18 protein-coding genes are annotated in these 23740 nt (G+C 60.5%); 9 read left to right on the forward strand and 9 right to left on the reverse strand.

Going from position 1 to position 23740, the window contains the following annotated elements:
* The first annotated feature begins 68 nt into the window (after positions 1-68).
* Both guaB and guaA read left to right on the forward strand, forming a co-directional pair.
* A complete protein-coding gene (gene guaB, locus ACO1XS_RS15285; RefSeq protein ID WP_331572822.1) occupies positions 69-1529 on the forward strand; it encodes an IMP dehydrogenase in 1461 nt (486 codons plus the stop codon).
* Positions 1530-1781: 252 nt separating this feature from the next.
* Complete coding sequence (gene guaA, locus ACO1XS_RS15290; protein WP_486391074.1) at positions 1782-3365, forward strand: glutamine-hydrolyzing GMP synthase; 1584 nt, start codon at positions 1782-1784, stop codon at positions 3363-3365.
* 266 nt (positions 3366-3631) lie between these two features.
* Here the strand turns inward: guaA and ACO1XS_RS15295 are convergent, their stop codons facing one another.
* The 6 genes from ACO1XS_RS15295 to ACO1XS_RS15320 all read right to left on the reverse strand — a co-directional run bounded on the left by ACO1XS_RS15295 (position 3632) and on the right by ACO1XS_RS15320 (position 12982).
* The gene (locus ACO1XS_RS15295; protein ID WP_486391075.1) at positions 3632-4666 is read right to left on the reverse strand and encodes a Wadjet anti-phage system protein JetD domain-containing protein; all 1035 of its coding nucleotides are present in this window, start codon (positions 4664-4666) and stop codon (positions 3632-3634) included.
* A gap of 8 nt (positions 4667-4674) precedes the next feature.
* Positions 4675-9060: a coiled-coil domain-containing protein gene (locus tag ACO1XS_RS15300; protein ID WP_486391076.1), complete on the reverse strand. Its 4386-nt coding sequence runs from the start codon at positions 9058-9060 to the stop codon at positions 4675-4677.
* Between the two features lie 2 nt (positions 9061-9062).
* Positions 9063-9794: a hypothetical protein gene (locus tag ACO1XS_RS15305; RefSeq protein WP_486391077.1), complete on the reverse strand. Its 732-nt coding sequence runs from the start codon at positions 9792-9794 to the stop codon at positions 9063-9065.
* Positions 9791-11311: a hypothetical protein gene (locus ACO1XS_RS15310; RefSeq protein WP_486391078.1), complete on the reverse strand. Its 1521-nt coding sequence runs from the start codon at positions 11309-11311 to the stop codon at positions 9791-9793. The genes ACO1XS_RS15305 and ACO1XS_RS15310 overlap by 4 nt, the downstream gene beginning before the upstream one ends.
* A gap of 276 nt (positions 11312-11587) precedes the next feature.
* On the reverse strand, positions 11588-11824 hold the full coding sequence (locus ACO1XS_RS15315; RefSeq protein WP_486391079.1) for a protein L: 237 nt from the start codon (positions 11822-11824) through the stop codon (positions 11588-11590).
* Between the two features lie 174 nt (positions 11825-11998).
* The gene (locus tag ACO1XS_RS15320; RefSeq protein ID WP_486391080.1) at positions 11999-12982 is read right to left on the reverse strand and encodes a helix-turn-helix transcriptional regulator; all 984 of its coding nucleotides are present in this window, start codon (positions 12980-12982) and stop codon (positions 11999-12001) included.
* A 553-nt stretch (positions 12983-13535) separates the two neighbouring features.
* Between ACO1XS_RS15320 and ACO1XS_RS15325 the strand changes: the two genes are divergently transcribed.
* Both ACO1XS_RS15325 and ACO1XS_RS15330 read left to right on the forward strand, forming a co-directional pair.
* Entirely contained in the window at positions 13536-13871 is a 336-nt protein-coding gene (locus ACO1XS_RS15325; protein WP_486391081.1) for a helix-turn-helix domain-containing protein, read from the forward strand.
* Positions 13864-15111, forward strand: a complete 1248-nt coding sequence (locus tag ACO1XS_RS15330) for a type II toxin-antitoxin system HipA family toxin (RefSeq protein WP_486391082.1) — start codon at positions 13864-13866, stop codon at positions 15109-15111. The genes ACO1XS_RS15325 and ACO1XS_RS15330 overlap by 8 nt, the downstream gene beginning before the upstream one ends.
* Positions 15112-15548: 437 nt before the next feature.
* Here ACO1XS_RS15330 and ACO1XS_RS15335 read toward each other — a convergent pair whose 3' ends face one another.
* The 3 genes from ACO1XS_RS15335 to ACO1XS_RS15345 all read right to left on the reverse strand — a co-directional run bounded on the left by ACO1XS_RS15335 (position 15549) and on the right by ACO1XS_RS15345 (position 19668).
* On the reverse strand, positions 15549-17021 hold the full coding sequence (locus tag ACO1XS_RS15335; RefSeq protein ID WP_486391083.1) for an NAD-dependent succinate-semialdehyde dehydrogenase: 1473 nt from the start codon (positions 17019-17021) through the stop codon (positions 15549-15551).
* A gap of 64 nt (positions 17022-17085) precedes the next feature.
* The gene (thrC, locus tag ACO1XS_RS15340; RefSeq protein WP_486391084.1) at positions 17086-18498 is read right to left on the reverse strand and encodes a threonine synthase; all 1413 of its coding nucleotides are present in this window, start codon (positions 18496-18498) and stop codon (positions 17086-17088) included.
* Positions 18499-18537: 39 nt separating this feature from the next.
* Complete coding sequence (locus tag ACO1XS_RS15345; protein ID WP_486391085.1) at positions 18538-19668, reverse strand: DSD1 family PLP-dependent enzyme; 1131 nt, start codon at positions 19666-19668, stop codon at positions 18538-18540.
* A 331-nt stretch (positions 19669-19999) separates the two neighbouring features.
* Here ACO1XS_RS15345 and ACO1XS_RS15350 point away from each other — a divergent pair, with 331 nt between their 5' ends.
* The 5 genes from ACO1XS_RS15350 to ACO1XS_RS15370 all read left to right on the forward strand — a co-directional run.
* On the forward strand, positions 20000-20806 hold the full coding sequence (locus ACO1XS_RS15350; RefSeq protein WP_486391086.1) for an ABC transporter substrate-binding protein: 807 nt from the start codon (positions 20000-20002) through the stop codon (positions 20804-20806).
* A gap of 232 nt (positions 20807-21038) precedes the next feature.
* Positions 21039-21695 carry an amino acid ABC transporter permease gene (locus tag ACO1XS_RS15355; protein ID WP_331571562.1) on the forward strand — a complete coding sequence of 219 codons (657 nt, stop codon included), beginning with the start codon at positions 21039-21041 and terminating at the stop codon, positions 21693-21695.
* Between the two features lie 7 nt (positions 21696-21702).
* Positions 21703-22512: an amino acid ABC transporter ATP-binding protein gene (locus ACO1XS_RS15360; protein WP_486391087.1), complete on the forward strand. Its 810-nt coding sequence runs from the start codon at positions 21703-21705 to the stop codon at positions 22510-22512.
* Between the two features lie 104 nt (positions 22513-22616).
* Complete coding sequence (locus tag ACO1XS_RS15365; RefSeq protein ID WP_486391088.1) at positions 22617-23351, forward strand: cupin domain-containing protein; 735 nt, start codon at positions 22617-22619, stop codon at positions 23349-23351.
* A gap of 2 nt (positions 23352-23353) precedes the next feature.
* Positions 23354-23740 (forward strand): NAD(P)/FAD-dependent oxidoreductase (locus ACO1XS_RS15370; RefSeq protein ID WP_486391089.1); only part of this gene is annotated, 387 nt, incomplete at its 3' end.

Genomic DNA, 23740 nt, shown 5'->3' on the forward strand with positions numbered 1-23740 from the left:
TGCTGTTCGCGCAGTGAAAACCGGGGAGGTATCGCGTATAATTCGCTTTTGCGCCTATAGGATTTGCCATGCGTCTGATCCAGAAAGCACTCACGTTCGATGACGTGCTCCTCGTCCCGGCTTTCTCCGAAGTGTTGCCGCGCGACACCAGCCTCAAGACCAAGCTGACCCGCAATATTTCCCTGCATATGCCGCTCGTGTCGGCCGCGATGGACACGGTCACCGAGGCACGGCTCGCGATCGCCATGGCGCAGCAGGGCGGCGTCGGCATCATCCACAAGAATCTGACGGCTGCCGAGCAGGCGCGTGAAGTGGCGAAGGTCAAGCGGTTCGAATCGGGTGTCGTGCGCGATCCGATCACGATCCCGCCCGACATGAAGGTGCGCGACGTCATTGCGTTGTCGCAGCAGCACGGCATTTCCGGCTTTCCCGTCGTGGAGGGCGCGAAGCTCGTCGGTATCGTGACGAACCGCGACTTGCGCTTCGAGACGCGCTTCGACGAGCCCGTACGCAGCATCATGACGCCGCGCGAGCGGCTCGTGACGGTCAAGGAAGGGACGCCCCTTGCGGAGGCGAAGGCCTTGATGCACTCGCACCGTCTCGAACGCGTGCTCGTCGTGAACGACGCATTCGAACTGCGCGGGCTCATGACCGTGAAGGACATCACGAAGCAGACCGAGCACCCCGATGCGTGCAAGGACGAGCACGGCAAGCTGCGCGTGGGCGCGGCCGTCGGCGTCGGTCCCGATAACGAAGAGCGCGTGACGCTGCTTGCGGCGGCAGGGGTCGATGTCATCGTCGTCGATACCGCGCATGGTCACAGCAAGGGTGTGCTCGAGCGTGTGCGCTGGGTCAAGAAGCAATACCCGCACGTGGAAGTCATCGGCGGCAATATCGCGACGGCCGATGCGGCGCGTGCACTCGTCGAATACGGTGCGGACGGCGTGAAGGTCGGCATCGGCCCCGGTTCGATCTGCACGACGCGGATCGTGGCCGGCGTGGGCGTGCCGCAGATCACGGCGATCGCAAACGTCTCCGAGGCGCTCAAGGGCACCGGTGTTCCGGTGATTGCCGATGGCGGTGTCCGTTACTCGGGCGATGTCAGCAAGGCGCTTGCCGCCGGTGCCGACGCAGTCATGATGGGCAGCATGTTCGCCGGTACGGAAGAAGCGCCGGGCGATGTGTTCCTTTATCAGGGCCGGCAGTACAAGTCGTATCGCGGCATGGGGTCGGTCGGCGCGATGAAGGATGGCGCGGCGGACCGCTACTTCCAGGACAATTCGGCCAATATCGACAAGCTCGTACCCGAGGGGATCGAGGGCCGCGTTGCGTACAAGGGCTCGGTCAACGCCATTCTGTTCCAGCTGATCGGCGGTGTGCGGGCCAGCATGGGTTATTGCGGCTGCAGCACGATTGCCGAGATGCACGAGAAAGCGCAGTTCGTGGAGATCTCGTCGGCAGGCATGCGCGAATCGCACGTGCACGACGTCCAGATCACGAAGGAAGCACCGAACTATCACGTGGACTGACGCGTGTGGGCGTCGCGGGGCGGGGCGGGTCGGCTTGGTTCGGCTTGCCCTTCACGCCGACCGTCCGGTTTCCGCGATCGTCGTCAGCTTTTCTCGATGATGGGTGCTGCCACTCGCTGCCTGCATAGCTGTTGCGCCTGCGTGCCGGTCTTGTTTGCCGGCCGCTCGGCGCAATTTGTTTATCGGCGTGGCCAATCGCCTGTCCTGACGCATTCGTTTTCTATTTTTCCTCATTGAGTTTCGTGCCCAGCCATGCATGACAAGATCCTGATCCTCGACTTCGGCTCGCAAGTCACCCAACTGATCGCCCGCCGTATTCGCGAAGCGCATGTGTATTCGGAGATTCATCCGTACGACGTCGACGACGCGTTCATCCGTGAGTTCGCCCCGAAAGGCGTGATTCTGTCGGGCGGCCCGAGCTCGGTGACCGAATCCGATACGCCGCGCGCGCCGCAGGCGGTGTTCGAACTGGGCGTGCCGGTGCTCGGCATCTGTTATGGCATGCAGACGATGGCGGAACAGCTGGGGGGCAAGGTCGACCGCGGACACGTGCGCGAATTCGGCTATGCCGAAGTGCGTGCGCGCAACCATACGAGCCTGCTCGAAGGTATCGAAGATTTCCGCACGCCGGAAGGACACGGCATGCTGAAAGTCTGGATGAGCCACGGCGACAAGGTGACCGAGATGCCGGAAGGGTTCGCTCTGATGGCGTCCACGGAATCGTGCCCGATTGCGGCAATGGCCGATGAAAAGCGGCATTTCTATGGTCTTCAATGGCATCCGGAAGTCACGCATACGGTTCAAGGCCGTGCGATGCTCGAGCGCTTCGTGCTGCAGATTTGCGGCGCGAAGGCCGATTGGGAGATGGGGCATTACATCGACGAGGCTGTCGAAAAGATTCGCGCGCAGGTGGGTGACGAGCATGTGATTCTCGGCTTGTCGGGTGGTGTCGATTCATCGGTGGCGGCGGCGCTCCTGCATCGCGCCATTGGCGATCAACTGACGTGTGTCTTCGTCGATCATGGGTTGTTGCGGCTGAACGAGGCGGAGCAGGTGATGGCGACGTTTGCCGATCATCTCGGTGTGCGCGTCATTCATGTCGATGCGAGCGAAGCGTTTCTCTCGAAGCTTGCCGGCGTGACGGATCCCGAGCACAAGCGCAAGATCATCGGCGCGGAGTTCGTTGAAGTGTTTCAGACGGAAGCGGGCAAGCTGCGCGATGCGAAATGGCTGGCGCAGGGCACCATTTATCCGGATGTGATCGAATCGGCCGGCAAGGGTAAGAAGGCCGCGCATACGATCAAAAGCCATCACAACGTTGGTGGGTTGCCTGAGACGTTGAATCTCAAGTTGCTGGAGCCGCTGCGCGAACTGTTCAAGGACGAGGTACGCGAGCTCGGCGTGAAGCTCGGATTGCCGTATGAGATGGTCTACCGGCATCCGTTTCCGGGGCCGGGGCTCGGTGTGCGGATTCTTGGCGAGGTACGGCGCGACTTTGCGGATCTACTGCGGCGAGCTGATGCGATTTTTATCGAGACGCTGCGTAACACGATCGACAAGGAGACGGGGAAGTCGTGGTACGACCTTACCAGCCAGGCGTTTGCGGTGTTTTTGCCCGTGAAAAGCGTTGGCGTGATGGGAGACGGGCGGACTTATGAATATGTCGTCGCACTGCGCGCGGTGCAGACGCTCGATTTCATGACGGCGCATTGGGCCCATTTGCCGCACGAGTTGCTCGGGCAGGTTTCCAATCGGATTATCAACGAGGTCCGGGGGATCAATCGGGTTGTTTATGATATTTCGGGGAAGCCGCCGGCTACGATTGAGTGGGAATAGGGGTTCTTGAAATTTCCTTTTGAATCGAGGGCTTGTGATGGTCGATAAATCACGCGTGCCCGATTTTAAATTGCCGAGCGCAGGTGCGTAAGGCTTCGATTGATAAGGAGATTATAAACCTACGCCTGCGCTCCGCGTTCAGGCCAAGCAGCCGTTATTTGACGGTATTTCTGACGGTATGTGCGGGCAACATGCGGATGGGCTTGCTTGATACCGTCAGCGGTGCCGACGGCATCCTTGACTGTTAAAGCCATGCGCTTTGACGCTTAGCCGTCCAAGCCGCCGGTGGATGCAGCCTTGATGCCAATGGCACCAGCATGGAGTTGCTCAGTGCCTAGCGACTCCTGAGGCAGCCACGTGCCCGTAGACCAAATTCCTTCTAGTTCTGCGGCCAGCTCTGCGCCGAGCCAAGCGGCCGCTAGTCCTGCTGCATAGGTTGCACACTCGGATTTTTCACGCCGCACCCCGTTCGCAAGCAACCAGCGGTACAACGGGAGCGCCGCAGAAACGGTCGGATAGCCTGACTCGACGGAACGGTTGAAGTCGAGGGGAATCGACAAGCCCTTCGGGTCCAGGTCGCCGAAGTATTCCGCTGAAGAAGCTCCTGTTTCATGCATCGCTTGGCGCAGCGCTCGCCCAGTAAGCCTGAAGTTTTCGCCTCCGCCATAGACGACTCCCGTATATCGTCTCGTGGTCTCGTTCCATTCGGCGAAGCTCCAGTACGTGTTGTGGTTTTCGACAACGAGTACAGGCTTACCCGGCGTATCAACCTTGCGATACGGTAGCGGCTGGGGTACCCGGAAGCAACCGATGATGGAGAGTGGAAGTCGCCCGTTAAAAAGGAAGTCCCCGGCGCACATGTTGTCGAGCCGCTTCTCGTCGCCGAAGATTTCCAAGGAGCGCTCCTTGATTGGAACCGAGGAGAAAGCCCCTCGGCGTCGGAGTAGGAAGTCATTGATGGGCCATAGCGCTGACAACTGCGATGGCCTCAACTCCGGCCAGAACCCCAGCTCCGGCGCCCAGGTCACGTCGGCATGGTTCACAGAAACCTGGGAGCGATGTGAGCTCTTCAACGTGACCCAAAGTGGAAGAGCGGGCGAGCCGGCCTGTTCCCAATTTCCGGTAGCCGGCAGCGAGATGGCGCCGTCAGCTTCCAGCTCCTTCAGCGCCCTCAGTAGCAGCACACCACGGTCTGGGCTGTTCTGGACATCTGGGTACAGCGAGAAGTAGTGTCGGCGCAGCTCGTCGAGCGGCACACGCTTGCGCGGCGATGACAGCAGCGTTTCAAGGAACTCGCTCAAGCCAACTCCTAGGGTACGTTATTGAGCGTCAGGTTTGCGAACTCGAGGTGCCAGCGCCTTGTCTTGCTGTTCTGTCCGGCGCGGCGCAGGCGGACGAATCGCTGGAACTCGCCGAGAGCGTTGAAGTCCTGAAGCGCCGTGGCGAATATTAATTGGACGTTCATGGCCTCGGCGAGCAGCCGTTGGGCGCGCCACATGGCGGGGCTGGTGGCCTTCGCGAACGGGTTGTCGAGGATGAGCGGCCCACCGGCGATGCGATGTACCTGCGCGTGGTTCTCAGCCCGCAACTGGTTGATGACAAGGTACAGGAACATCGCCATGACGACGCCTTCGCCACCGGAGTTCGAAACCCGCTCAACTGGTACATACTGCTCTGTTTCCTCGATGGACATCTTCAGGACCTGCAGTCCGAGCGGGCGCCCATAAACGCGCGCCACAGCGTCGGCGATGAGGTCTGTACCGCGCGGAGGGAACACGTTCGTATCGACCAAAGTGTCGAGGTAGGCGCTGAGAGTCTGGCGTCGCGTTTCGACTGGCACCGAGCCGAAGTTTGCCCGCATCTTCAGGACTTGCTTGCCACCGACGTATGGGGCGCCCACCGGCACTGACTTGTCCTTGCTCGTTGCTCGATTGAGCGTCGCGATGGCTGAGCGGACGACGGCGAGCACCTCCTCGACGCAGGCGTCGAAGTCAGCTTGCATCGATCGCAGCGTTGCCTCGGTCGTCGCGATGCGGTCGTCCAGATGCTCCAGGAGCCGTTTCGCGTCCGTACACGCGGCACTGAACTCGTTGGCGACCATCTGCTGCGCAACATCGGGGTCAACCCCGCTGAACGACGGCTCCGACGCAGCCACCTTGATGAGGTCGAAGGCCGCGCGAGCTTTGCTCTGCAGTTTGCTGACGCCTTGGTTCCTCCCCATGTAGTCCTTTAGCAGTGCGTTGACCTGATTGCTGGCGTCGGCTTCGAGAACCAGGCTGTCTGGGTCCGGCACCTCCAAGGTCATTCCCACTTGGGCGCCGATTTCCGCTGCGATGAGAACTGGGTCGGGCTTGTCTTCAAACCCCATACTGCTACGCAGTAGCGCCTCAACCTTCCCGTCGGCCTGCGCGGCTGCACGCTTCCGGCTGGCCCGGTCCGCTGCTTGATTCGCAGCTTCGTTGGCCGCACGCATCCGCTCCAGCGCCGCGGTCACGCGCTCCTCGGCTTTCGCCATAAGAGCGGCCAGGGCATCCAGGTCCAAAGCCTCGTGAGCGGATACTGTAGGCCCGAGGTTCGTCTTGTTTTGGTCGAACCACTTTCTCGACTCGTTGGTTACAACCTGCAGGTTCGAAGCGGCGGTCACTTGCTCTGGCTTGGCCGCCTCCAGTGCGGATGCGACGTTCACCAATGCCTCTTCATGGTTGATATCCAGGAAGGGGGCAAGATCCGCCGTCTGTACACCCTTGTATTCGCGGGTGAACTCCTTGGCCTTATCCTCGCGGCGCTTTCGAGCATCTTCCAGTTTGTGAGCCAAGAGTCCCAATCGCTCCTTTTCCTCGGCCAGGTAGGCGGCTTCGGCGTCGCGATAGATGCGACGTAAAGTCTCTACTGGCCGAGGGTTCTGCAGCAGCTGTTCATGGGCCGGATAGTCCTTGTCGTAGTGAGCAACGCCCGCACGCTCATCGCCAGCGAGCTTGAGTGTATGGTCGGTGCTCACGCGCAGGCCTTGGTCGCGGTCGTGTTCATCCTGCAGCCGCTCAAGGCCACCGTCTGCTGCGGACTTTCTCTCCTGTGCTGCGGTGATATCTTGCGCTACCTCCGCCAGTCGACGGACGCGCTCCGCATGGCCGGCTTCGTGTTCGCTCTGGAACGTACGAACTGCTGCGGAAGACAGAAGTGCAGCCTGGCGTCTCGCATCGCTGGCCTGGGCTTGCAGCTCCAGCCCTTGAGCCTTCTCATCCAGCTCAAGCGAGAGCGATTCGAGGGACTCTGCGCGTGCTGTCGCCGCGGCAGCGTCTTCTTCGAGGGCCACCTTGTCGGCTCGTGTCCGTCCAAGTTTTCCGTCGCCGAACTCCTTCGCATACGTGTCGAGCTCGTGGATGGCTTTCAGCGTTTGGTCGTGGCGCTCCCGATACGCGCACCGACGCTCGTTTTCATCGGAGACGCGGATCTCGAGGTTCGACCTCAGCTTGGCGGCAGCCTCGACGTTAAAGGCTGAATCGTCCTCGGCAGGGACGACCAGGCGCTCCGCCAGTTGCGCTGCAGGCTCAAGGGTTGTCGCTGACATCACTACAGGACGCGTAGGCCGGCGCGCCTCCCAGGAGATTGCCTTGGCCTTACCAAGTTCCGTGGACGCCACGCAGACGCCGAGGAAGCGGGCGGGGTCGCTGGAGACGAGCGCCCGCGCCTGGGAGACATCCGGAAGGGCGCGTGAGATGTACTCGTTATAGGCTTTGGCTGAGCGCACTCCAGCCTGTAGAAGTGTCTCGACGACGAGTGCGACGTCGATGCTGTAGCCAGCAACCCCGGTCTCATCAATAGCCTGCTTAGTTGCGCGCAGCTCCGCCAAGCGAACGTCTCCCAGAGACACGTGTCTTGCCGACTCAGAGACGACCTCGCGCAGGCGGGCAGGCAAGGCCGCGGACAACGGGTCGACGCGGTCGGATTCGACGGCATTCAGAAGAGCAGGTAGCTGCGCCAGGCGCTCGAGCTCGGCCTCCCCTCGTGCGATGAACTCGCCGAGTGCCCGTGCCCTGCCGGTCAACTCGGCTGCGCGGACGTTCTCCGCTGCGGCGACCAGTCGATGCTCTCGCGCCTCTTTGGCGCAGCGTTGCTGCGTTGCTCGATGCAGGTCACGCTCGGAAGCCGCAGTTGCGGCTTCGGCATTCAGTCGTTCAAGCGACTCCGCAGTTGTCTCATCGGGTCCGAGAAAGGTCCCATCCACTTCAAGAGTTTGCCTACGACGCGTGTAGGACTCCTCGGCCGCTTGAAGCTTCGAGCGTTCTCCTACCTGGCGGAGCTCATCAGCTTCGGCTTGAGCTCGTTGCTTGCGAAGGGCCGTCCGTTCTTCCTCCCGCGCGGTAGCTTGCTCATCGAGCAATTGGAGCGTTATCTTCAGTCGCTGCTCTTCGTCGAACAGCGCTCGGCGCAGCAGCGCCCCTTGAATTTCGACGTGGTCCTTCGTCGGTTTGAGATTCGCACGCTCGGCTTCGGTCAGCGCGTCAAGCTCCTTGAGCTCCTCGTCGACGCCGACGATTTCCTTTTGCAGTCGCGCAGCTCGAACGAACCGTTCGTCTCGCTCCAGGTGCTTCACCTGGCCATCGGCCGCCTCCTTGCGCGCCTTCGCCAGTGCGATGCGCTTCTGGTGCCAAGCCCAGGTGACCGTCGCCAGCTCCTTCGTGCACGACATCGAGTCCGCGAGTGCAGCCGAGGCCAGTCCTCGCTGGGTCTGCGCAAACTCCATCTCTCGGTCGTGGTCAAGGCACAAGGAGACGGTCCGGGCCTGCAGAGCCTGGACCATCTGTGCGCCCCGAATCAGCATCGAGCGCTGCGCGGCAAGCATCTCAAGGTACAGATGAGCAGCCTCGGCGAAAGCTTTCAGCGACGCCCGGAACTTGGTTAGCTCATCACGACGCTTCTGGAACTGAGGCTTGCGGCGATGCTTCTCGCATACCGCAACCACCAGCTTCCGTGCCTCGTCGGCCTTCGTGGTGTCGCTGGTCAGGTGCAGGAACTTGCGCAGGAACTCGCCTTCCGTCTTGAAGTCGAGGAAGCCCGTGTCGAAACCGCCTTCCTGGGCCGAGAAGTTGACCTGCATGCGTAGCATGTCCAGGTCAATGAGACGCTCGTCTTTCAAATGCCGCTGCCACTCCGCTTGGCGATTGTGGCTGATGAAAACGTCACCCGGGTACTTCTTCTGCTGCGCGTGTAGCCAGCGAGAAAACTCCGGCATGGAGGACGGCGTGGGCTGCGCCAGACCAGGGGCCGGGATGTCCGCCAGGCCGAGGTCGGCGCGCTCCTCGAATGAGAAGAACATGCGGTCGACTTCCGGTGGCTCGGTGTGCGACCTTACGGCGACCGCCTGACCGGTCACCAGACGGTAGGGCTTGCCTCCTGCCGTTCTGGACGGCAGGAGCCATTCAACGATGATGAAACCAGGCGCGCCATCGTGGGTGAAGTACTGAGAGAACGTGTTGTGCTTGCTCTGGATGTGCTTGAGGAACCTCTCTTGAGCGGTCTCGAAGCACGAGAACACAAGCCCGATGAGCGTGGTCTTGCCGCCGCCGTTCTCCAGATTGATGAGCGTGTCGGTGGGTTGGCCGCTGTCCGGGTCGGTTACCTCAAAGGTCATCCCTTCATACCATGCGGTGCGGTAGCCACAGTTACCCAGGTGGATGCGGGAAATCTTCTGCATGGTCATGCCGCCTTGCGCTCGGTCGTAGCCAGTTGCGCCATCTCGTAGAGCCGCCGCAACGCCAGTTCTCGCAGCTGCACACGCAGCCGAAAGGTGGGTGTGTAGGTCGCAGCCGCCTCGTCTTCCGCGTCGCGGTCAAGCCGAACAAGGCCGCTCTGCGCCATCTGGTTCAGCGCAATCTTGACGACGCCGACGACCGAGGCGTGCGACGCCCGCTGACCGGACGGAATTGCTACTGGCAGTGCTGAAATCGTCTCCCAGCCAGGAGCTAGCTCAGGTGGCACGTCCGGCGGAACGTCAGATGTCTCCTTCAGACGCCGCGCTAGCGCGTAGAGCACGTCGCGGCAGGTGGCCACCGACGCCGGGGGCGGGGAGTAGTTGTCGTCGTCCAGCCCATCAGTCGTTGGGAAGAAGACCGCGGCGATGGCGATGTGCGCAAGCACGAGCGCGGCCTTCTGGTCTGGAGTCATGCCGCTGCGGATATCCGTGAGACGCACTGCGAAGCGGCTGTCCTTGGAGACCGGAACTACGATGAGCCCACGCTGCTCGCTCAAGTCGAGAATCTGCAGTTCCATGCCGGCCGCGACATCCTCGACGTACCGTCTGAATGTCGGGTCCGCCCTGCACAAGGCAAGCAGTTCGCGGTACTCGGGGTCATTGATGGGCGACAACGTCGTGTGCAGCGCCTTGTAGGTCAGTCGCGCGGCGCTGCGCACGGTAGGTTCTGCATTCATTCTGACTCTCCCTGGGGAACGAACTCGAGAGCGCTGCCCTGAGCGATGTCGAGGTGGAAGGTGTCTCCCGTGAGTTCGGCGCTCACGTTTTTGAACTCGCTCTCAGACCGCGCGAACGAGCGGAACAGGATGAGAACGACGCACCGCCGCGTCGTCCGGTCTAGGCCTTCGTCTTCGGCGGCATCCAGCAACTGGTCTATACGCAGCCGTTGGCCGGTGGAGAACTTGCCTGCCAACCAGTCGTTGGCACGCCGTACGAGCTCCTTCGAAAACTGGTCGGGCAGAGGTTCGAACTTCTCAATCGAGCCTGGGTCAGTTTCGACCTCTGCATCTTCCCCACGCTGCTCTAGTAGCAGGGCGAACACCGAGTTCAGGTCGTACACCCTTGGCCACACCGGTGGGTATAGCGCACTGATGAAGACGTCCGCTTCTGCCGAGAGTGCTTGGGTCGGAAGGCTGACGAGCTGCGGAAGGAGTTGCGGCTCAAGGTCCGGGAGACCGGTGGGCTTGCGTGCACGGAAGACCGCGCGCTGCGCCTCGATGAAACGCTCGGGCGCTATGTTGATATCAGTGACAAGCTGTAGTCGGATGAGGCTGGCGCTACGGATGGTTTCCTTCAACTGTACGAGACTCTCGCGCGTCTTCGGCTCATCGGCGCCAAGTAGGGCCTCGCCAACCGCTTCCTCCATCCGGGCGTCTTCGACTTGGCGCTGACGAACGTGCGTCCGCGCCTCGTCGAGCCGCCCGGCCATGTCGCGGCTCCAGTTGACGCTGCCTGGCGCTCGATAGGCTTGATAGAGCCGGTCACGAATCAGTTGGCGGTACTCAATGGAGTACTTCCGTGCTCGCCGGGCAATCTCGACGGCTGCTTCGAACCGGCCGCGGCGCACGAGCAGGTCGAGCATCTTCTCCATAAGCTCTTGCGAGTCGTCCGGCGCGAGGTCGAGCATCCCCAGGTAGACGAGGTAACCTTCGGCGGTGGGGCGATAGCGGTAGACGTCATCAGCGTCTGGTTCGAAGCGGACCAGTCGGTATCGGACCGTCTTAGTCGTGCCGGTAGACGCGTCGAAAAACTCTCCTGTGAACTCCCTGTGGTTGTTGGCCTTGTTGTCGAGCGCGTCGAGGACAACTTCCGCGATGAGGCGTACTTGAGACGACGTGAGGCCAGGCTTCATGCGACCGGCGACATACTCCAGGTGAATCACAACCTCGACCGAGGTGCTACCGCTGGAAACTGTCGTCGCTTCCATCATCAGGTCAAGGGCGGACAACGCGAGGTAGTGGGTGTCGATGCCGTGGAACAATGTCCTGTCCGCTCCACCCTCGTCACCAAGCATCGTCTTATAGCGCTCGAGGTGGAAGATGGGGCGGAGGAGTAGCAGGTTGCGCTGTTGACGCGATAGGTCAAGCAGGTCTGCGGAGCCGCCATCCAATCGCACCCTGCCCTCGGAGGATTCCTTCGGCTCAGGTTCAGCCGGGACTATCTTGCGCGAGGCAAGGTTCTGTTCTGAGTCCAACGATGGCGCCTCCTGGTGCGGCACAGCTCCCTCCTGAGAACATCTAATAAGTGTACGAACAAGAAGACACGCCTACCTTCGATACCGCGGGTATGTTTCATTGCGCGCCCACGCGCGAAGTGGTTCAGATTTCAAATGCGCTTGACAGCATCACTAGACCGATGCTTTTCTCAGGAACAGCGCGTGTAGCGCGTGCCGTCGAAATGCCCAAACTCGGCATCGCATTGGAACAGAGGCCGGCGGTTAGGTGCCTCGGTCTCTGCTCGCACATTCTTATCACTTGTTATGCTGTGCGTACACCGCGAGCTTCCACTGTATCGGCCCGAGATTGGCCGAATGCTGGGCGTGATTCTGGGCCGGCAGAATGTGTCCCTCGGCGATTCCGATTTCATGATTGCATTTGACGCAGCGATAGATGCCCGCGTACGGCGCCGCGACGCCAGGGGCGTGTATCGCGTCGAATGCTTCGCTCGTTGACTGTCCAAGCACGTTCTGGTTTTTGTAGAGAGCCATGTTCTATCCTTTATCGCGTGTGAAAAAATTAAACTGTCATGGACGTTTAGAGACCGAAACACTGGGCGATTCATGGACCAGAAAAAGGACGGCGAACCGCTAGCCCGGAACCATTCCCCGGAGATGAGGAAATTTTATAGGACCAGGTGGCTCATAGAGTGAGCCACTAAATGCCTAAACTTGGTATTTCGCTGCTGCGATGCACAAATCGTCGTGAATTTTTCGCCTCAGTTCGGGAGGCTCCAGGACTTCCACTTCGGGTCCGTGCCGAAGGAGGTCCATCACCAGTTCTTGATCGCTAGAGTATGGAACCTCCAGCAAGTAACTACCGTCATCACACCATGTAGCGGTCTGATTCGTGTGCCATGTTTCTTGCGAGACCCACTGCGCACGGCTTGGGCTAAATTTGAGTTTCGCTCGGTGGGCGGCCTTACCAGCGAAAATTCCGTAACCACTTTGGAAGTGTTCAGCCATGTCTGCTGCGCTGACGTCGATCGCTGGCGTTTCGATCGCGCAGACCTCGCGGACGGCTTCGAGAGCAAACGAGCGTATGGCATCCTTCTGGTGGCACCACGCGTCCAGTAGCCAGTTTTCGCGGTAATAGACGAGTTGGAGAGGCGAGACTTCGCGGACGGTTAATTCTTGCTTGTCGCGGCTCCAGTAGCGCATCTGCAAACGCTTTCGATCAAGCAGGGCGTTCGCAACGAGCTGAAAATGCTTCAGTGCTACCTTGCGGCTGGCAAAGTGAATCAACTTTACTCTACGCTCGATAGCAGCGGCTGAGTGGGCACCCTGTCCTAACATTTGACGTAGTTTCGTCTTGAGCGGTCCAACGTGTTCGTCCAAAAATCCCGGTTGAACACCGTGCAAGAGGTGCAGCATCGTCAGCAACGCATAGACCTCCGATGAGTCGAACCACAATCCCGGTAGCTCAAACGGTTCGCCGTTGGGAAGATGCGCGTCGTTGATCACGTAGCCACGTTTCTTTCCATCCCATTCCAAAGGACAGCCAAGCCGAGACCTAAGGTATTCAAAGTCGCGCTTGATTGACGCGTTCGAAACCTCGAACTCGTCTATCAGTTCACGAATGGTGACCGCTCCGCGTTTGCGTATCATTCGAACAATATTGCGGATCCGCTCGCTGTTCTCCTTGGGCATGTTTTGCCCTCCCCGTAGCGATATCGACAAGATGAGGATATCTTAAGAAAGAACGATTTGTCATCGGATAACAACGATAGGTAAGTCGCCGCCATTGATTCGTGTAATCGATTGCAGACGTGGCTCGCGGGCGAAATCAAGCAATCAATATGGAGGGAGATGATGAGCAACGACGAACATGCGCGCCGGCCGGGCTTGTTTGGTCGGAGATAGTGCATGACCGATGAAGCGATAAAAGAAGGCAAGCTGTCGGGCCCGAACTGAGAAAATCGCACACGCGAATATCTGCTCGCGGAGCTCGCTCGCATGCGGGCCGAAAACGCCCGATTAGCTGCCTTGGTGCCGGCAACTGTGGCGGCGCAAGAGCGCGCCCCGTTTCTGCGCTCTTGCTCGCTTACGTCCCGGGGCTTGCGATTTGCAAAAAGCCCACGCGCAGTGATGTGCGATCCGTGTCCTTGCGGCATCGAGCCGTTCAGCAATCCGAAGGGGTTGGCAACATGAATGTCATCTTCGTGTTACATTAACTGGTATTAAGTACCATGAAGGTAGCAAAATGCCAACCCCTCACGCTCCTTCTGCCGCCGTCCGACGGGCACTGCGCAAATTGGGCGCAGATATTCACGACGCGCGTCGTCGTCGCCGATTAACCATGGCGGTGATTGCCGATCGAGCTTTCACGTCGAGAGCGACTTTGCAGCGCGTTGAGGCGGGAGATCCGGGCGTGAGCATCGGCATCTATGCAGCAGTCCTGCTGGCGCTTGGGCTTCTAGGCGGATTACAGGAGGTTGCCGACGCTGCCCACGATACAGTGGGGCAGTCGTTGGCTAACGCGGCGTTGCCTCAGCGCATCCGGCTGCCGCGTGGCAAAGGGAAGGGCGATCATGGCTGATGTCGAGGTATACATCGATCTCGACGGCTCGCCGCGTCCGGTGGGGCTGCTCAGGCGCCATGCCTCGCGCCGGGAAGAAACGGTCACATTCGAATATGACGAGACCTGGTTGGCCGACGACGAGCGCTTCTCGATCGAGCCAGCGCTGGCGTTGACGCGAGGTCTCTTCCCCCCGCCGGCTGACCAACCCATTTTCGGTTCGATCGGCGATTCGGCGCCGGACACCTGGGGGCGCCGCCTCATGCAGCGTGCGGAGCGTCGACAAGCCGAACGGGAAGGGCGGCGCGTCCGCACGCTCGGCGAACTGGACTATCTGCTGGGCGTAGCGGATGAAACGCGCCTGGGCGCGCTGCGATTCCGCTGGAGCGGAGAAGAAGAATTCCAGTCGCCTGTGCTCGCCGGGGTCCCGGCGCTGATCGAATTGGGGAGGCTGCTTCAAATCACCGAACGCATCTTGCGCGACGAAGAAACCGAGGAGGATTTGCAACTGATCTTCGCGCCAGGGTCGTCACTTGGTGGTGCGCGTCCCAAGGCCTCGGTCATCGACCAATACGGCCATCTGTCGATTGCCAAATTCCCGAAGGAGACCGATGACTACAGCATCGAGACCTGGGAGGAAATCGCCCTGCGATTGGCTGAACGCGCGGGCATTTCTACTCCGCATCACGAACTACTAGAGGTCGTGGGTAAGCCGGTGTTGCTGTCGCGCCGCTTCGATCGGACAGGAGGCATTCGCATTCCCTTCCTTTCGGCCATGTCGATGACGGGGTCGCGGGATGGCCAACGCGGCAGTTATCCCGAACTGGTTGATTCGCTGACACAACACGGAGCGAAGGCTCGGGCCGATGCTGCGCAGTTGTATCGACGGGTGACGTTCAATGTGCTGGTTTCCAACGTCGATGACCATCTGCGCAACCACGGCTTCCTGTGGGCGGGGCGCGATGGATGGGTGTTGTCGCCAGCCTACGACCTCAATCCCACGCCAACCGATGTCAAAGCACGCATTCTGACGACAAACATCGATCTCGACGAGGGAACGTGTTCGGTCGACCTCCTAGAAAATGCCGCGGAGTTCTTTGGTTTGTCGCTCAAGCAGGCTCGGGCCACGATTCGGGAGGTGGCCAACGTGACCCAGACATGGCAAACGGTCGCTCAGGAAGTGGGTTCCAGGCGAGCAGAGATCGCCCGCATGGCGAGCGCCTTTGAGCACGATGATCTTTGCGCCGCGTTACGGTTGTGACGGTATCGAGGACTGAGTTCGAACGCGTTTTGACGGTATTAGCGACGGTATCGCGCTCACGGATTGCCCGGCGACCCGGGGGTCTTCGATGGTTTTCAACGAAGCGAGCATTGATCCTCCAGTGCAGTCCAACAACGGCCGTCTTTAATTCGATGGCTTGCGGTGGCCTGGTCAGAAGTTCCCAAGCGATTGCTGCGGCGTCGGGATTCGAGGCTGATGCGCTTTTGAGAGCAGTGACGACGGAGCCTGCGAGGCCGTTCGGCGGACCGTGAGCAGGGTCGACGGATCGGGCGATACGATGAACAAGGCATGGAATAAATCGCACCTGCAAGTGCGGACCGGCCGCGGGCCGGCGACCGTCAAGGCCCCGTGATGTGCTCGATGCCGTCGCTTTCGGCACGCGGCGACGCTGCCGAAAGCGCGAGCGTCGAACAGGCTCATTCGAGGTTGCCTTGACAGAGATACTTGGTCGAGAGGTAATCATCGAGGCCATACTTGGAGCCTTCGCGGCCATAGCCCGATTCTTTCACGCCGCCGAACGGTGCGGCCTCACTCGACAGCGCGCCTTCGTTGATGCCGACGAGTCCCGCTTCGAGCTGGCGCGATACGCGGTCGATGCGGCGCAAATCCTGGCTGTAGAAATAGGTCGCGAGGCCGAACGGTGTGTCGTTGGCCGCCCGAACCACTTCGTCTTCGTCGTCGAAGCGGAACAGCGGCACGACGGGGCCGAATGTTTCCTCGCTGCTCAAACGCATCTCCGGCGTGGCGCCGGCGAGCACGGTCGGCGCGTAGTAGTTCGGGCCGCGTTCTGTCAGGCGCGTGCCACCCGTAAGCACTCGGGCGCCGCACTGAATCGCATCGCTTACATGCTGCGCGATCTTCTCGACTGCGCGGGCATTGATCATCGGCCCAATTTGCGCGTCGGGATCGGTCGCTGGCGCGACCTTCAGCGCGGCGACGCGCGCTGCCAGCAAGTCCGCGAACTTGTCGTAGATCGACGCTTGCACGTACACGCGATTCGGCGACACGCACGTCTGCCCACCGTTGCGAAACTTCGATGCCATCAGGCCCGCGACGGCGGCATCGAGGTCCGCGTCCTCGAACACGATAAATGGCGCATTGCCGCCGAGTTCGAGCGAAAGCTTCTTCAACGTGCCGGCTGATTCGCGTGCGAGATACTTGCCAACAGATGTCGACCCGGTGAAGGTGATCTTGCGCACGCGGCTGTCGTCCAACCACGCTTTTACGGAAGCAACCGCGCTATCTCGCGATGCGCCAATGAGGTTGATGACGCCCGCCGGAATGCCTGCTTCGTGCGCGAGGAAGACCAACGCGAATGCGGTGAGCGGCGTGTCCTCGGACGGCTTACTGACCACCGTGCAGCCCGCCGCGAGCGCTGGCGCGATCTTGCGCGCGATCATCGCGAGCGGAAAATTCCACGGTGTGATGGCTGCCACGATCCCCACAGGTTCCTTCACCGCGCTCATGCGCTTGCCGCGCTGCTGCTGCGGGATGATGTCACCGTAGATGCGCGCCGCTTCATTTGCGAACCACGCGACGTATGATGCGCCGTACATCACTTCGCCACGCCCTTCCGCGAAAGGCTTCCCCTGTTCCAGCGAGATCAGGCGCCCGAGCGTATCCGCGTGCTCGAGGATGAGAGCATGCCAGCGATGCAATACCGCGGCGCGGTCCTTTGGCAAGGTATCGCGCCAAGCGGGGAGGGCGCGTGCGGCGGCATCTGTGGCGGCGCGGGCATCGGCGGGGCCGCTGTCGGCCACTTGGGCGATGACGTCGCTCGTCGCTGGGTCAGTCACGGCAAAGCGCTTGCCGCTCCTGGCAGAAACCCACTTACCGTCGATGAAATTGTCTGAATGGATCAGATCGTGCAATGCGTAACGTTGGGTCATATCAAATTCCTCAGCGATCGGCGCGATCACGTAAACACAGCCATGGCAAACTCTCTGTGCGTTGTCAGTGGCTGTAATGCCGAGCGATGTATGCCATCACCGCGTCTGCCGACGGCGCCATCGGTTCGCAGCGCCTCGTGCGATGCTCCAGGTCGGCCACAGCTGCCGGGCGCGGCGCGGCCTGGCCCGTTGCCTCACGGATGATGTCCTCGAACTTCAGCGGCAGCGCGGTCTCGAGCACGATGGTGCGAACACCGGGGCGGAGATGTTCGCGCGCGACCTTAACGCCATCGGCCGTGTGCGGGTCGATCATCGTGCGATGGCGCTCCCATGTATCGGAGATGGTCTGCACCCGGTCTACGTGCGTACTCTTGCCCGACACGAAACCGTAGCTGGCGATGCGCGATATCTCCTCCGCCGTCAGGCTGAACTGACGGCACGCTGAGAGCTCAGTGCCAAACAGCCGTCGAATGCGTTCCGCGTCCCGGCCGAGCAGATCGAACACGAAACGTTCGACGTTCGACGCCTTCGCAATATCCATCGACGGACTCGAAGTCACCATCGTCTCGTTACTGGTGCGCACACGATATCGGCCGGTCTTGAAAAATTCGTCGAGCACGTCGTTCTCGTTTGTCGCCAGCACCAGTCTTTCGATCGGCAACCCCATCATGCGGGCGACGTGGCCGGCGCATATGTTGCCGAAATTGCCCGAAGGGACGCAGAACGAGACGCGTTCGCTGTTGTCGTTCGTAGCCTGGAAATAGCCGGAAAAATAGTAGACGACCTGTGCCAGCAGCCGTGCCCAGTTGATGGAATTGACGGTGCCAATGCTGTACCGCCGCTTGAAGGTCAGGTCTGCTGAAACAGCCTTGACGATGTCCTGGCACGTGTCGAAGCTACCTTCGATGGCGAGATTGTGGATGTTCTCGTCGTGCAAACTGAACATCTGCGCCTGTTGGAACCGACTCATGCGGCCAGACGGGCTCAGCATGAAAACCTGGATGTTCCGCTTGCCGCGCATCGCATATTCCGCGGCGCTGCCGGTATCGCCCGAGGTGGCACCGAGAATGTTCAGTTCTGTGTCGCGGCGCCCCAACTCGGCTTCGAAAAGCTTGCCAAGCAACTGCATCGCCATGTCCTTGAACGCGAACGTTGGACCGTTGGACAGGTTGAGCAAAGCAATCGATTCGTCGAGCTTCCGCAAAGGCGCGATCTGCACCGAGCCGAACGTGTCCTGCGTGTAGGTCCTGGCGATGATGGTGCGCAGTTCGTCAGCGGGAATGTCGTCGATGTACAGCGAAGCGATCTCGAAGGCCAACTCGGGATACGACAGGCCGCGCCAGTGCTGCAGCGTTGCGTCGTCGACCTTGGGATAGCTGGTGGGCACATAGAGGCCACCATCGGCCGCCAGTCCTTCCATCAATACTTCGGAAAACCGCAGGCCGGCGCTGGCACCACGGGTCGAGACATACTTCATAACGAGGCTACCTCTCTATGGATTCGAATTCGGCGCTCGTTACCAGCCATAGAACCGCGGCCAGGTTTCGACATTGCCGTCAGGGCCGACGGCCTGATAGGCGGGATGCTGTGCGCCGGTGGCGCACGCATGATTGGGCAGTATCCGAAGGCGCGTCCCGATCGGAAAACGTTTCTCGATCTCGTGATCCGGCGTACCCGACCGGGAGACGATTCCGTGCTCCTGGTTCGCACCGCTCATCACATACTCGCCAAGCACCTCTCCGTTTTCGCTGCACACGAGCCCGTAACCAAAGTCGCGCTTCTGGCGCTGAGTGCCACGGTCGCGGCTCATGGCCATCCACCCCGCATCGACGATGGCCCAGCCTTTCTCGCTCTGATGTCCGATGACGGTAGTCAACACGCTCAATGCAATCTCGGACGCGTCGTTCACGCCGATGTTGTGCATGACGAGATCGAACATGACGTAGACGCCTGCGCGAACTTCGGTCACGCCCTCCAGATGTTCGGCGGCCAACGCTGTCGGTGTCGATCCGATGCTCACGACGTCGCACCGTAGGCCCGCTGCCCGAATGCGTTCAGCGGCACGCACGCAGCGCGAGCGTTCCTGCTCCGCGATCTGCACGAGCTCTTCACGGGTATCGTAGTCGTAGCTCGAGCCGGCATGGGCCAACACGCCGCCAAGATGCATGCCGCCATTCGATAGGGTCGCTGCGACAGCGAGAAGCGCGTCGTCATCGGGTGTGATACCTGAGCGATGACCATCCACGTCGATCTCGATCCAGACCTCGAAGGGCTCTTCGTACGCTCGACCGAACGCGGCGATGGCCTCGGCGCAGGCGACGCTGTCGGCAACGATCTTCAGATCGCAGCCTTGTCGGCGCAGTGCCAGCGCCTGCGCGAGTTTTGCCGGCGCCATGCCCACCGCGTAGACGATGTCGCGAATGCCGCTTGCGAAGAATTGTTCGGCTTCCTTAAGTGTGGATACGGTGATGCCGCGTGCTCCGGCATCCATTTGTGCCCGGACTACCTGCTCGCATTTAGTCGTCTTGACGTGCGGGCGGAACCTCACGCCGAGCGCATTCATGCGTTGCTGCATCCGTTCGATGTTGCGGTGCATACGCGCGACATCGATCACTGCAGCGGGTGTATTCAACGACTCCAAATTCATCAGTGGCTCCTGGCAACTCTTGGCGCGGTCGGTGTCGATGCCGTGTGGCGCTTGAGGAAAAGCCACTATAGAAGTTAGCCGCGAATTTGTGCTTAACGGAGAATAAACTGGCCGTTAAGCCCCGTTGAATGTCGGTGCGGAGAAGGTCGCGTCACCCCCAGCATTAAATGGGCTTTAACGTTGGATTTTTTGGATATTAAGCACTGGCAAAAGATTCTTTCCTATAGTTCGCGGCATGGACTTGGCGCATGCGGTGGGCGTCCCACTGCAACACACGGGCCCGATCCGGTACGTCCTTGCCTATCTGATGAATTTTCGTTGAGGATCTGTCATGTACTCATATACATCGCAACGCGTCTGCCGCTCGCGTGTCTGCTTCTTCCGGCGCCTTCTATCTGCTGCTGCCATCGCCATCCCCGCGGCGTTTGGCGCCGGTCATGCATGGGCAGCGCCAGTCAACGTTTCTGCGGGGACCACGCCATCGAGCGTGCCGAATGCATTCCTGGATATGAAAACGCACGAGATTCAAGGGGTCATGCCGGATGTGATTCGCGCTATCGGGAAACGCGAGGGTTTCGATGTGTCCTTCGACGTCATCCCGTTCTCGGCACTGATCCAATCCGTCGTCTCCGACAAGATCGACCTCATCGTTGCGGGCATGACGCCGACGCCGAAGCGCGAAGAAGTGATCGACTTCTCGCAGCCGGTGGCGTTTTTTGGCAAAGGGATCATTGTCAATGCTTCGGACAAGAACAACTACCGCACGATTCAAGATCTGAAGGGCACGGTTGTCGGAGCGGGCGTTGGCGAGGAAACCTCAGAAGAACTAATGAAGCTCGGCATCTTCAAGGAGGTCAAGCTATACAACACAGGAGCCGACATGGCGCGCGATGTCGCGTTGGGCCGTATTGCGGCTGCGTTCAACGACTATCCCGTCTGGAAGGCTCAGGAAGCGGCAGGCACGCTGCAGGGCTGTCGGGTCGTGGATGGGTTTACGCCGCTGCGGAGGGTGCCCATTGCATTCGGCGTGAAGAAGGGAAATGCTGCGTTGCTTGCGAAGATCAACGATGGGTTGGCAAAAATCAAGGCGGACGGAACGCTGGACGGCATCCTGAAAAAATGGAAGTTCGGTGGTTGATACGAGGACGCCTGATCGTTTCTTGCAGGGTGGATCGCGACGCATTTCCGGCTGGGTCCTGCGTCAGCCGCGACCCGGCCAGGAGGGCGTCCATGAGTATGGCCGGTAGATTAGGAGACGGCCCAGTGTGCGCGAGTATCCGAGCGTAGCGTGCGAGCCGACCGACGTTCGGCCGCTACGACGAAGATCGGCGCCGGGTTAAGCAGTGAAACGATTATTAGAAAGGCGAATCATGCGTTGGAGCGACATAGTCGAATTTGTCCCGATTCTGCTTCAGGGGGCCGGGATGACGATCTTCATCACCGTTAGCTGTCTGATTCTAAGTACCGCGCTCGGTCTCGTTTGGGCGCTCCTGAAGATGTCACGGCATGGGTCGGTCAGGCGCGCGGCCACCACGTTGATCAATCTGGTCCGTGGGCTGCCGATGATCGTACTGCTGTTCTACATTTACTTCGTATTTCCCTCGATCCATCTGCAGATGAGCGCGCTGCAAGCGAGCATCGTGGGGCTCGCATTCGGATATTCCACATATGTCGCGGAAATCATCCGGTCGGGCATCGAGTCGGTGGATCAAGGTCAATACGAAGCCGCACAATCGATCGGGATGGGTCGCATCAAGACCATGACCCGGGTGATTCTTCCTCAAGCGATCAAGGTTGCGCTGCCGCCCTATAGCAACACACTTGTATCGATGCTCAAGGACTCGTCTCTCGCATCGACGATCACCGTCTCCGAGATGACGCGCCAAGGATCGCTGATTGCGGCCGCGACCTTCCAGAATCTGGAGGTCTACACACTCGTCGCGGCGGGATATCTCGCGATGAGCCTTCCGTTGATGAGTTTGACCAGGACGCTCGAACGGCGCTTCGGAAAACACAAGGTGAAGTGAGGTTGCAATGATCGAAATCACGAACGTCCATAAAAGCTTCGGCGACGTGCCGGTGCTCAAAGGCATTACGTTGAAGGTGGCTGAGGGCGAGGTCGTTTGTCTGATCGGCGCATCGGGTTCAGGAAAGTCGACGCTGCTTCGATGCATCAACGCGCTCGAGTCCTATGATTCGGGCGAGATCAAACTGCTGGATCAAGTCGTCGAGCAACGCTCCCGCCATATCAATCAACTGCGCACCCAGGTCGGCATGGTCTTCCAGCGCTTCAATCTGTTCCCACACCGTACTGCGGTCGAGAACGTAATGGAGGGGCCGGTACACGTGAAGCGCGAGTCGGTCGGGCAGGCACGGCGCGAGGCAATCGAATTGCTGCACAAGGTCGGCCTCGGCCAGAAAATCGACGCGTATCCGCATCAACTGTCGGGCGGCCAACAGCAGCGGGTCGCGATCGCACGGTCGCTCGCAATGAAGCCCAAGGCCATCCTGTTCGACGAGCCGACCTCGGCCCTTGACCCTGAACTCGTGGGCGAGGTGCTGAGTGTCATGCGCACGCTGGCGCGCGAAGGGATGACGATGCTCGTCGTCACGCACGAGATGGGGTTCGCCCGCGAAGTGGCCGACCGTGTCTGCTTTCTGCATGCGGGCCTCATCATCGAGGAGGGCAGTGCGAAAGAAGTGCTCGGCTCGCCGCGGGAAGCGCGTACGCGAGAATTTCTGCGCCATGTGCTGACACACCACATCGAAGATCCGCCCGCTCACAGTGGGAGCGCACCGTCTTGCATCGCGGGAACTTCCGTGAACCCCCTCAAAAGCGCATGAAACTGCGCTTTGGACCTCCTAATTCAGCATAGGCGGAAAGCCGTCGCTGATTTAATTTCAATTAGATAAACGAACCATCACTCGCTAGATCCGTAGGAGCAAAAGTGACCGTAGCATTCGTATTGCACCGTGCCGAGGGTGCGGCTCTTTCAACCGCCTTCCGCAGAGCCGCATTCGGCGCCAACGACCCGTTCGGGCAACATCGGGAGATCGCTTGGGAAGGCCCCGATTCGATGGCCGCGGGCCGTGTGAGCTTTATTGGCGAGCTCGACATAGCGCGCTTTCCGCACACCGAGACCATCGTCGTTGTCGAAGGCCATCTCACGCTGGAAGCGGCCGAAATGGCGCCGTTGGAACTCGGCCCGCAAGCGGGCGTCGTGATCGGCTGCGGCACTGCGCTTCGCGTCAGGGCCGAATCGCGCACGGTTTTCGTGTCCTGTGTGGCGCGTTGCAACGGCCCCACGAAGAGCGGGCTATTCCCCTTGCGCGTTGACGCTGACTTCAAGCCGTCCGCAACACTACCTGCTGACGTGCTGCTGGGTCCCGCCCCGCAGTGCCGAAGTGCCAACGTATTCGCCGATGAAAGCGCGGAGTACCGCGCGGGTACGTGGGATTCGACGCCTTACCATCGGATCGTCCGGCCGCATCGCGTGAACGAGTTCATGCATCTCGTGGCCGGCAGCGTGCGATTCGCGGCGCCTGATGGCAGCGTGCTGTCGCTTGGCACCGGCGACGCGATCTTCGTGCCCCAGGGCGCGCCGATCGGATGGGAGAGTAGCGAGCGCGTAGCGAAATTCTACGTGACGCAGAACGTTCAGACTTCAACCGAGCGAGGCTGATCATGTCGCCCCCGCTGCAGCAGATTCAAACTTCGCCCACGCTGCCGGCCGCTGCCGACGTGGTGGTGATCGGTGGCGGCATCATCGGCGTCTTTGCAGCCTACTACCTGGCCCGGCGCGGGGTTTCGGTCGCGCTGGTCGAGAAGGGGAGAATCGGCGCCGAGCAGTCGAGCCGCAATTGGGGCTGGTGCCGGCAGCAGAACCGCGACGCGCGCGAATTGCCGATGGCGAGCAAGAGTCTCGAGCTGTGGCAACGATTTGCGATCGAAACGGGCGAAGACACGGGCTTTCATCGGTGTGGGCTGCTGTACCTCAGCAATGACGACGCCGAATTGTCCCGTTGGGCCAGTTGGGGCGACTTTGCGAAGACCGCGGGCGTGACAACTTAC

It is taken from the genome of Trinickia sp. (genome assembly GCF_057351765.1).

Bases quoted from the DNA above. Each gene is read 5' to 3' on its own strand.
- guaB (WP_331572822.1), top strand. From the start codon at position 69: ATGCGTCTGATCCAGAAAGCACTCACGTTCGATGACGTGCTCCTCGTC.
- ACO1XS_RS15320 (WP_486391080.1), bottom strand. From the start codon at position 12,982: ATGCCCAAGGAGAACAGCGAGCGGATCCGCAATATTGTTCGAATGATA.
- ACO1XS_RS15335 (WP_486391083.1), bottom strand. From the start codon at position 17,021: ATGACCCAACGTTACGCATTGCACGATCTGATCCATTCAGACAATTTC.
- ACO1XS_RS15360 (WP_486391087.1), top strand. From the start codon at position 21,703: ATGATCGAAATCACGAACGTCCATAAAAGCTTCGGCGACGTGCCGGTG.
- guaA (WP_486391074.1), top strand. From the start codon at position 1,782: ATGCATGACAAGATCCTGATCCTCGACTTCGGCTCGCAAGTCACCCAA.
- ACO1XS_RS15300 (WP_486391076.1), bottom strand. From the start codon at position 9,060: ATGCAGAAGATTTCCCGCATCCACCTGGGTAACTGTGGCTACCGCACC.
- ACO1XS_RS15305 (WP_486391077.1), bottom strand. From the start codon at position 9,794: ATGAATGCAGAACCTACCGTGCGCAGCGCCGCGCGACTGACCTACAAG.
- ACO1XS_RS15315 (WP_486391079.1), bottom strand. From the start codon at position 11,824: ATGGCTCTCTACAAAAACCAGAACGTGCTTGGACAGTCAACGAGCGAA.
- thrC (WP_486391084.1), bottom strand. From the start codon at position 18,498: ATGAAGTATGTCTCGACCCGTGGTGCCAGCGCCGGCCTGCGGTTTTCC.
- ACO1XS_RS15350 (WP_486391086.1), top strand. From the start codon at position 20,000: ATGTACTCATATACATCGCAACGCGTCTGCCGCTCGCGTGTCTGCTTC.
- ACO1XS_RS15325 (WP_486391081.1), top strand. From the start codon at position 13,536: ATGCCAACCCCTCACGCTCCTTCTGCCGCCGTCCGACGGGCACTGCGC.
- ACO1XS_RS15330 (WP_486391082.1), top strand. From the start codon at position 13,864: ATGGCTGATGTCGAGGTATACATCGATCTCGACGGCTCGCCGCGTCCG.
- ACO1XS_RS15355 (WP_331571562.1), top strand. From the start codon at position 21,039: ATGCGTTGGAGCGACATAGTCGAATTTGTCCCGATTCTGCTTCAGGGG.
- ACO1XS_RS15345 (WP_486391085.1), bottom strand. From the start codon at position 19,668: ATGAATTTGGAGTCGTTGAATACACCCGCTGCAGTGATCGATGTCGCG.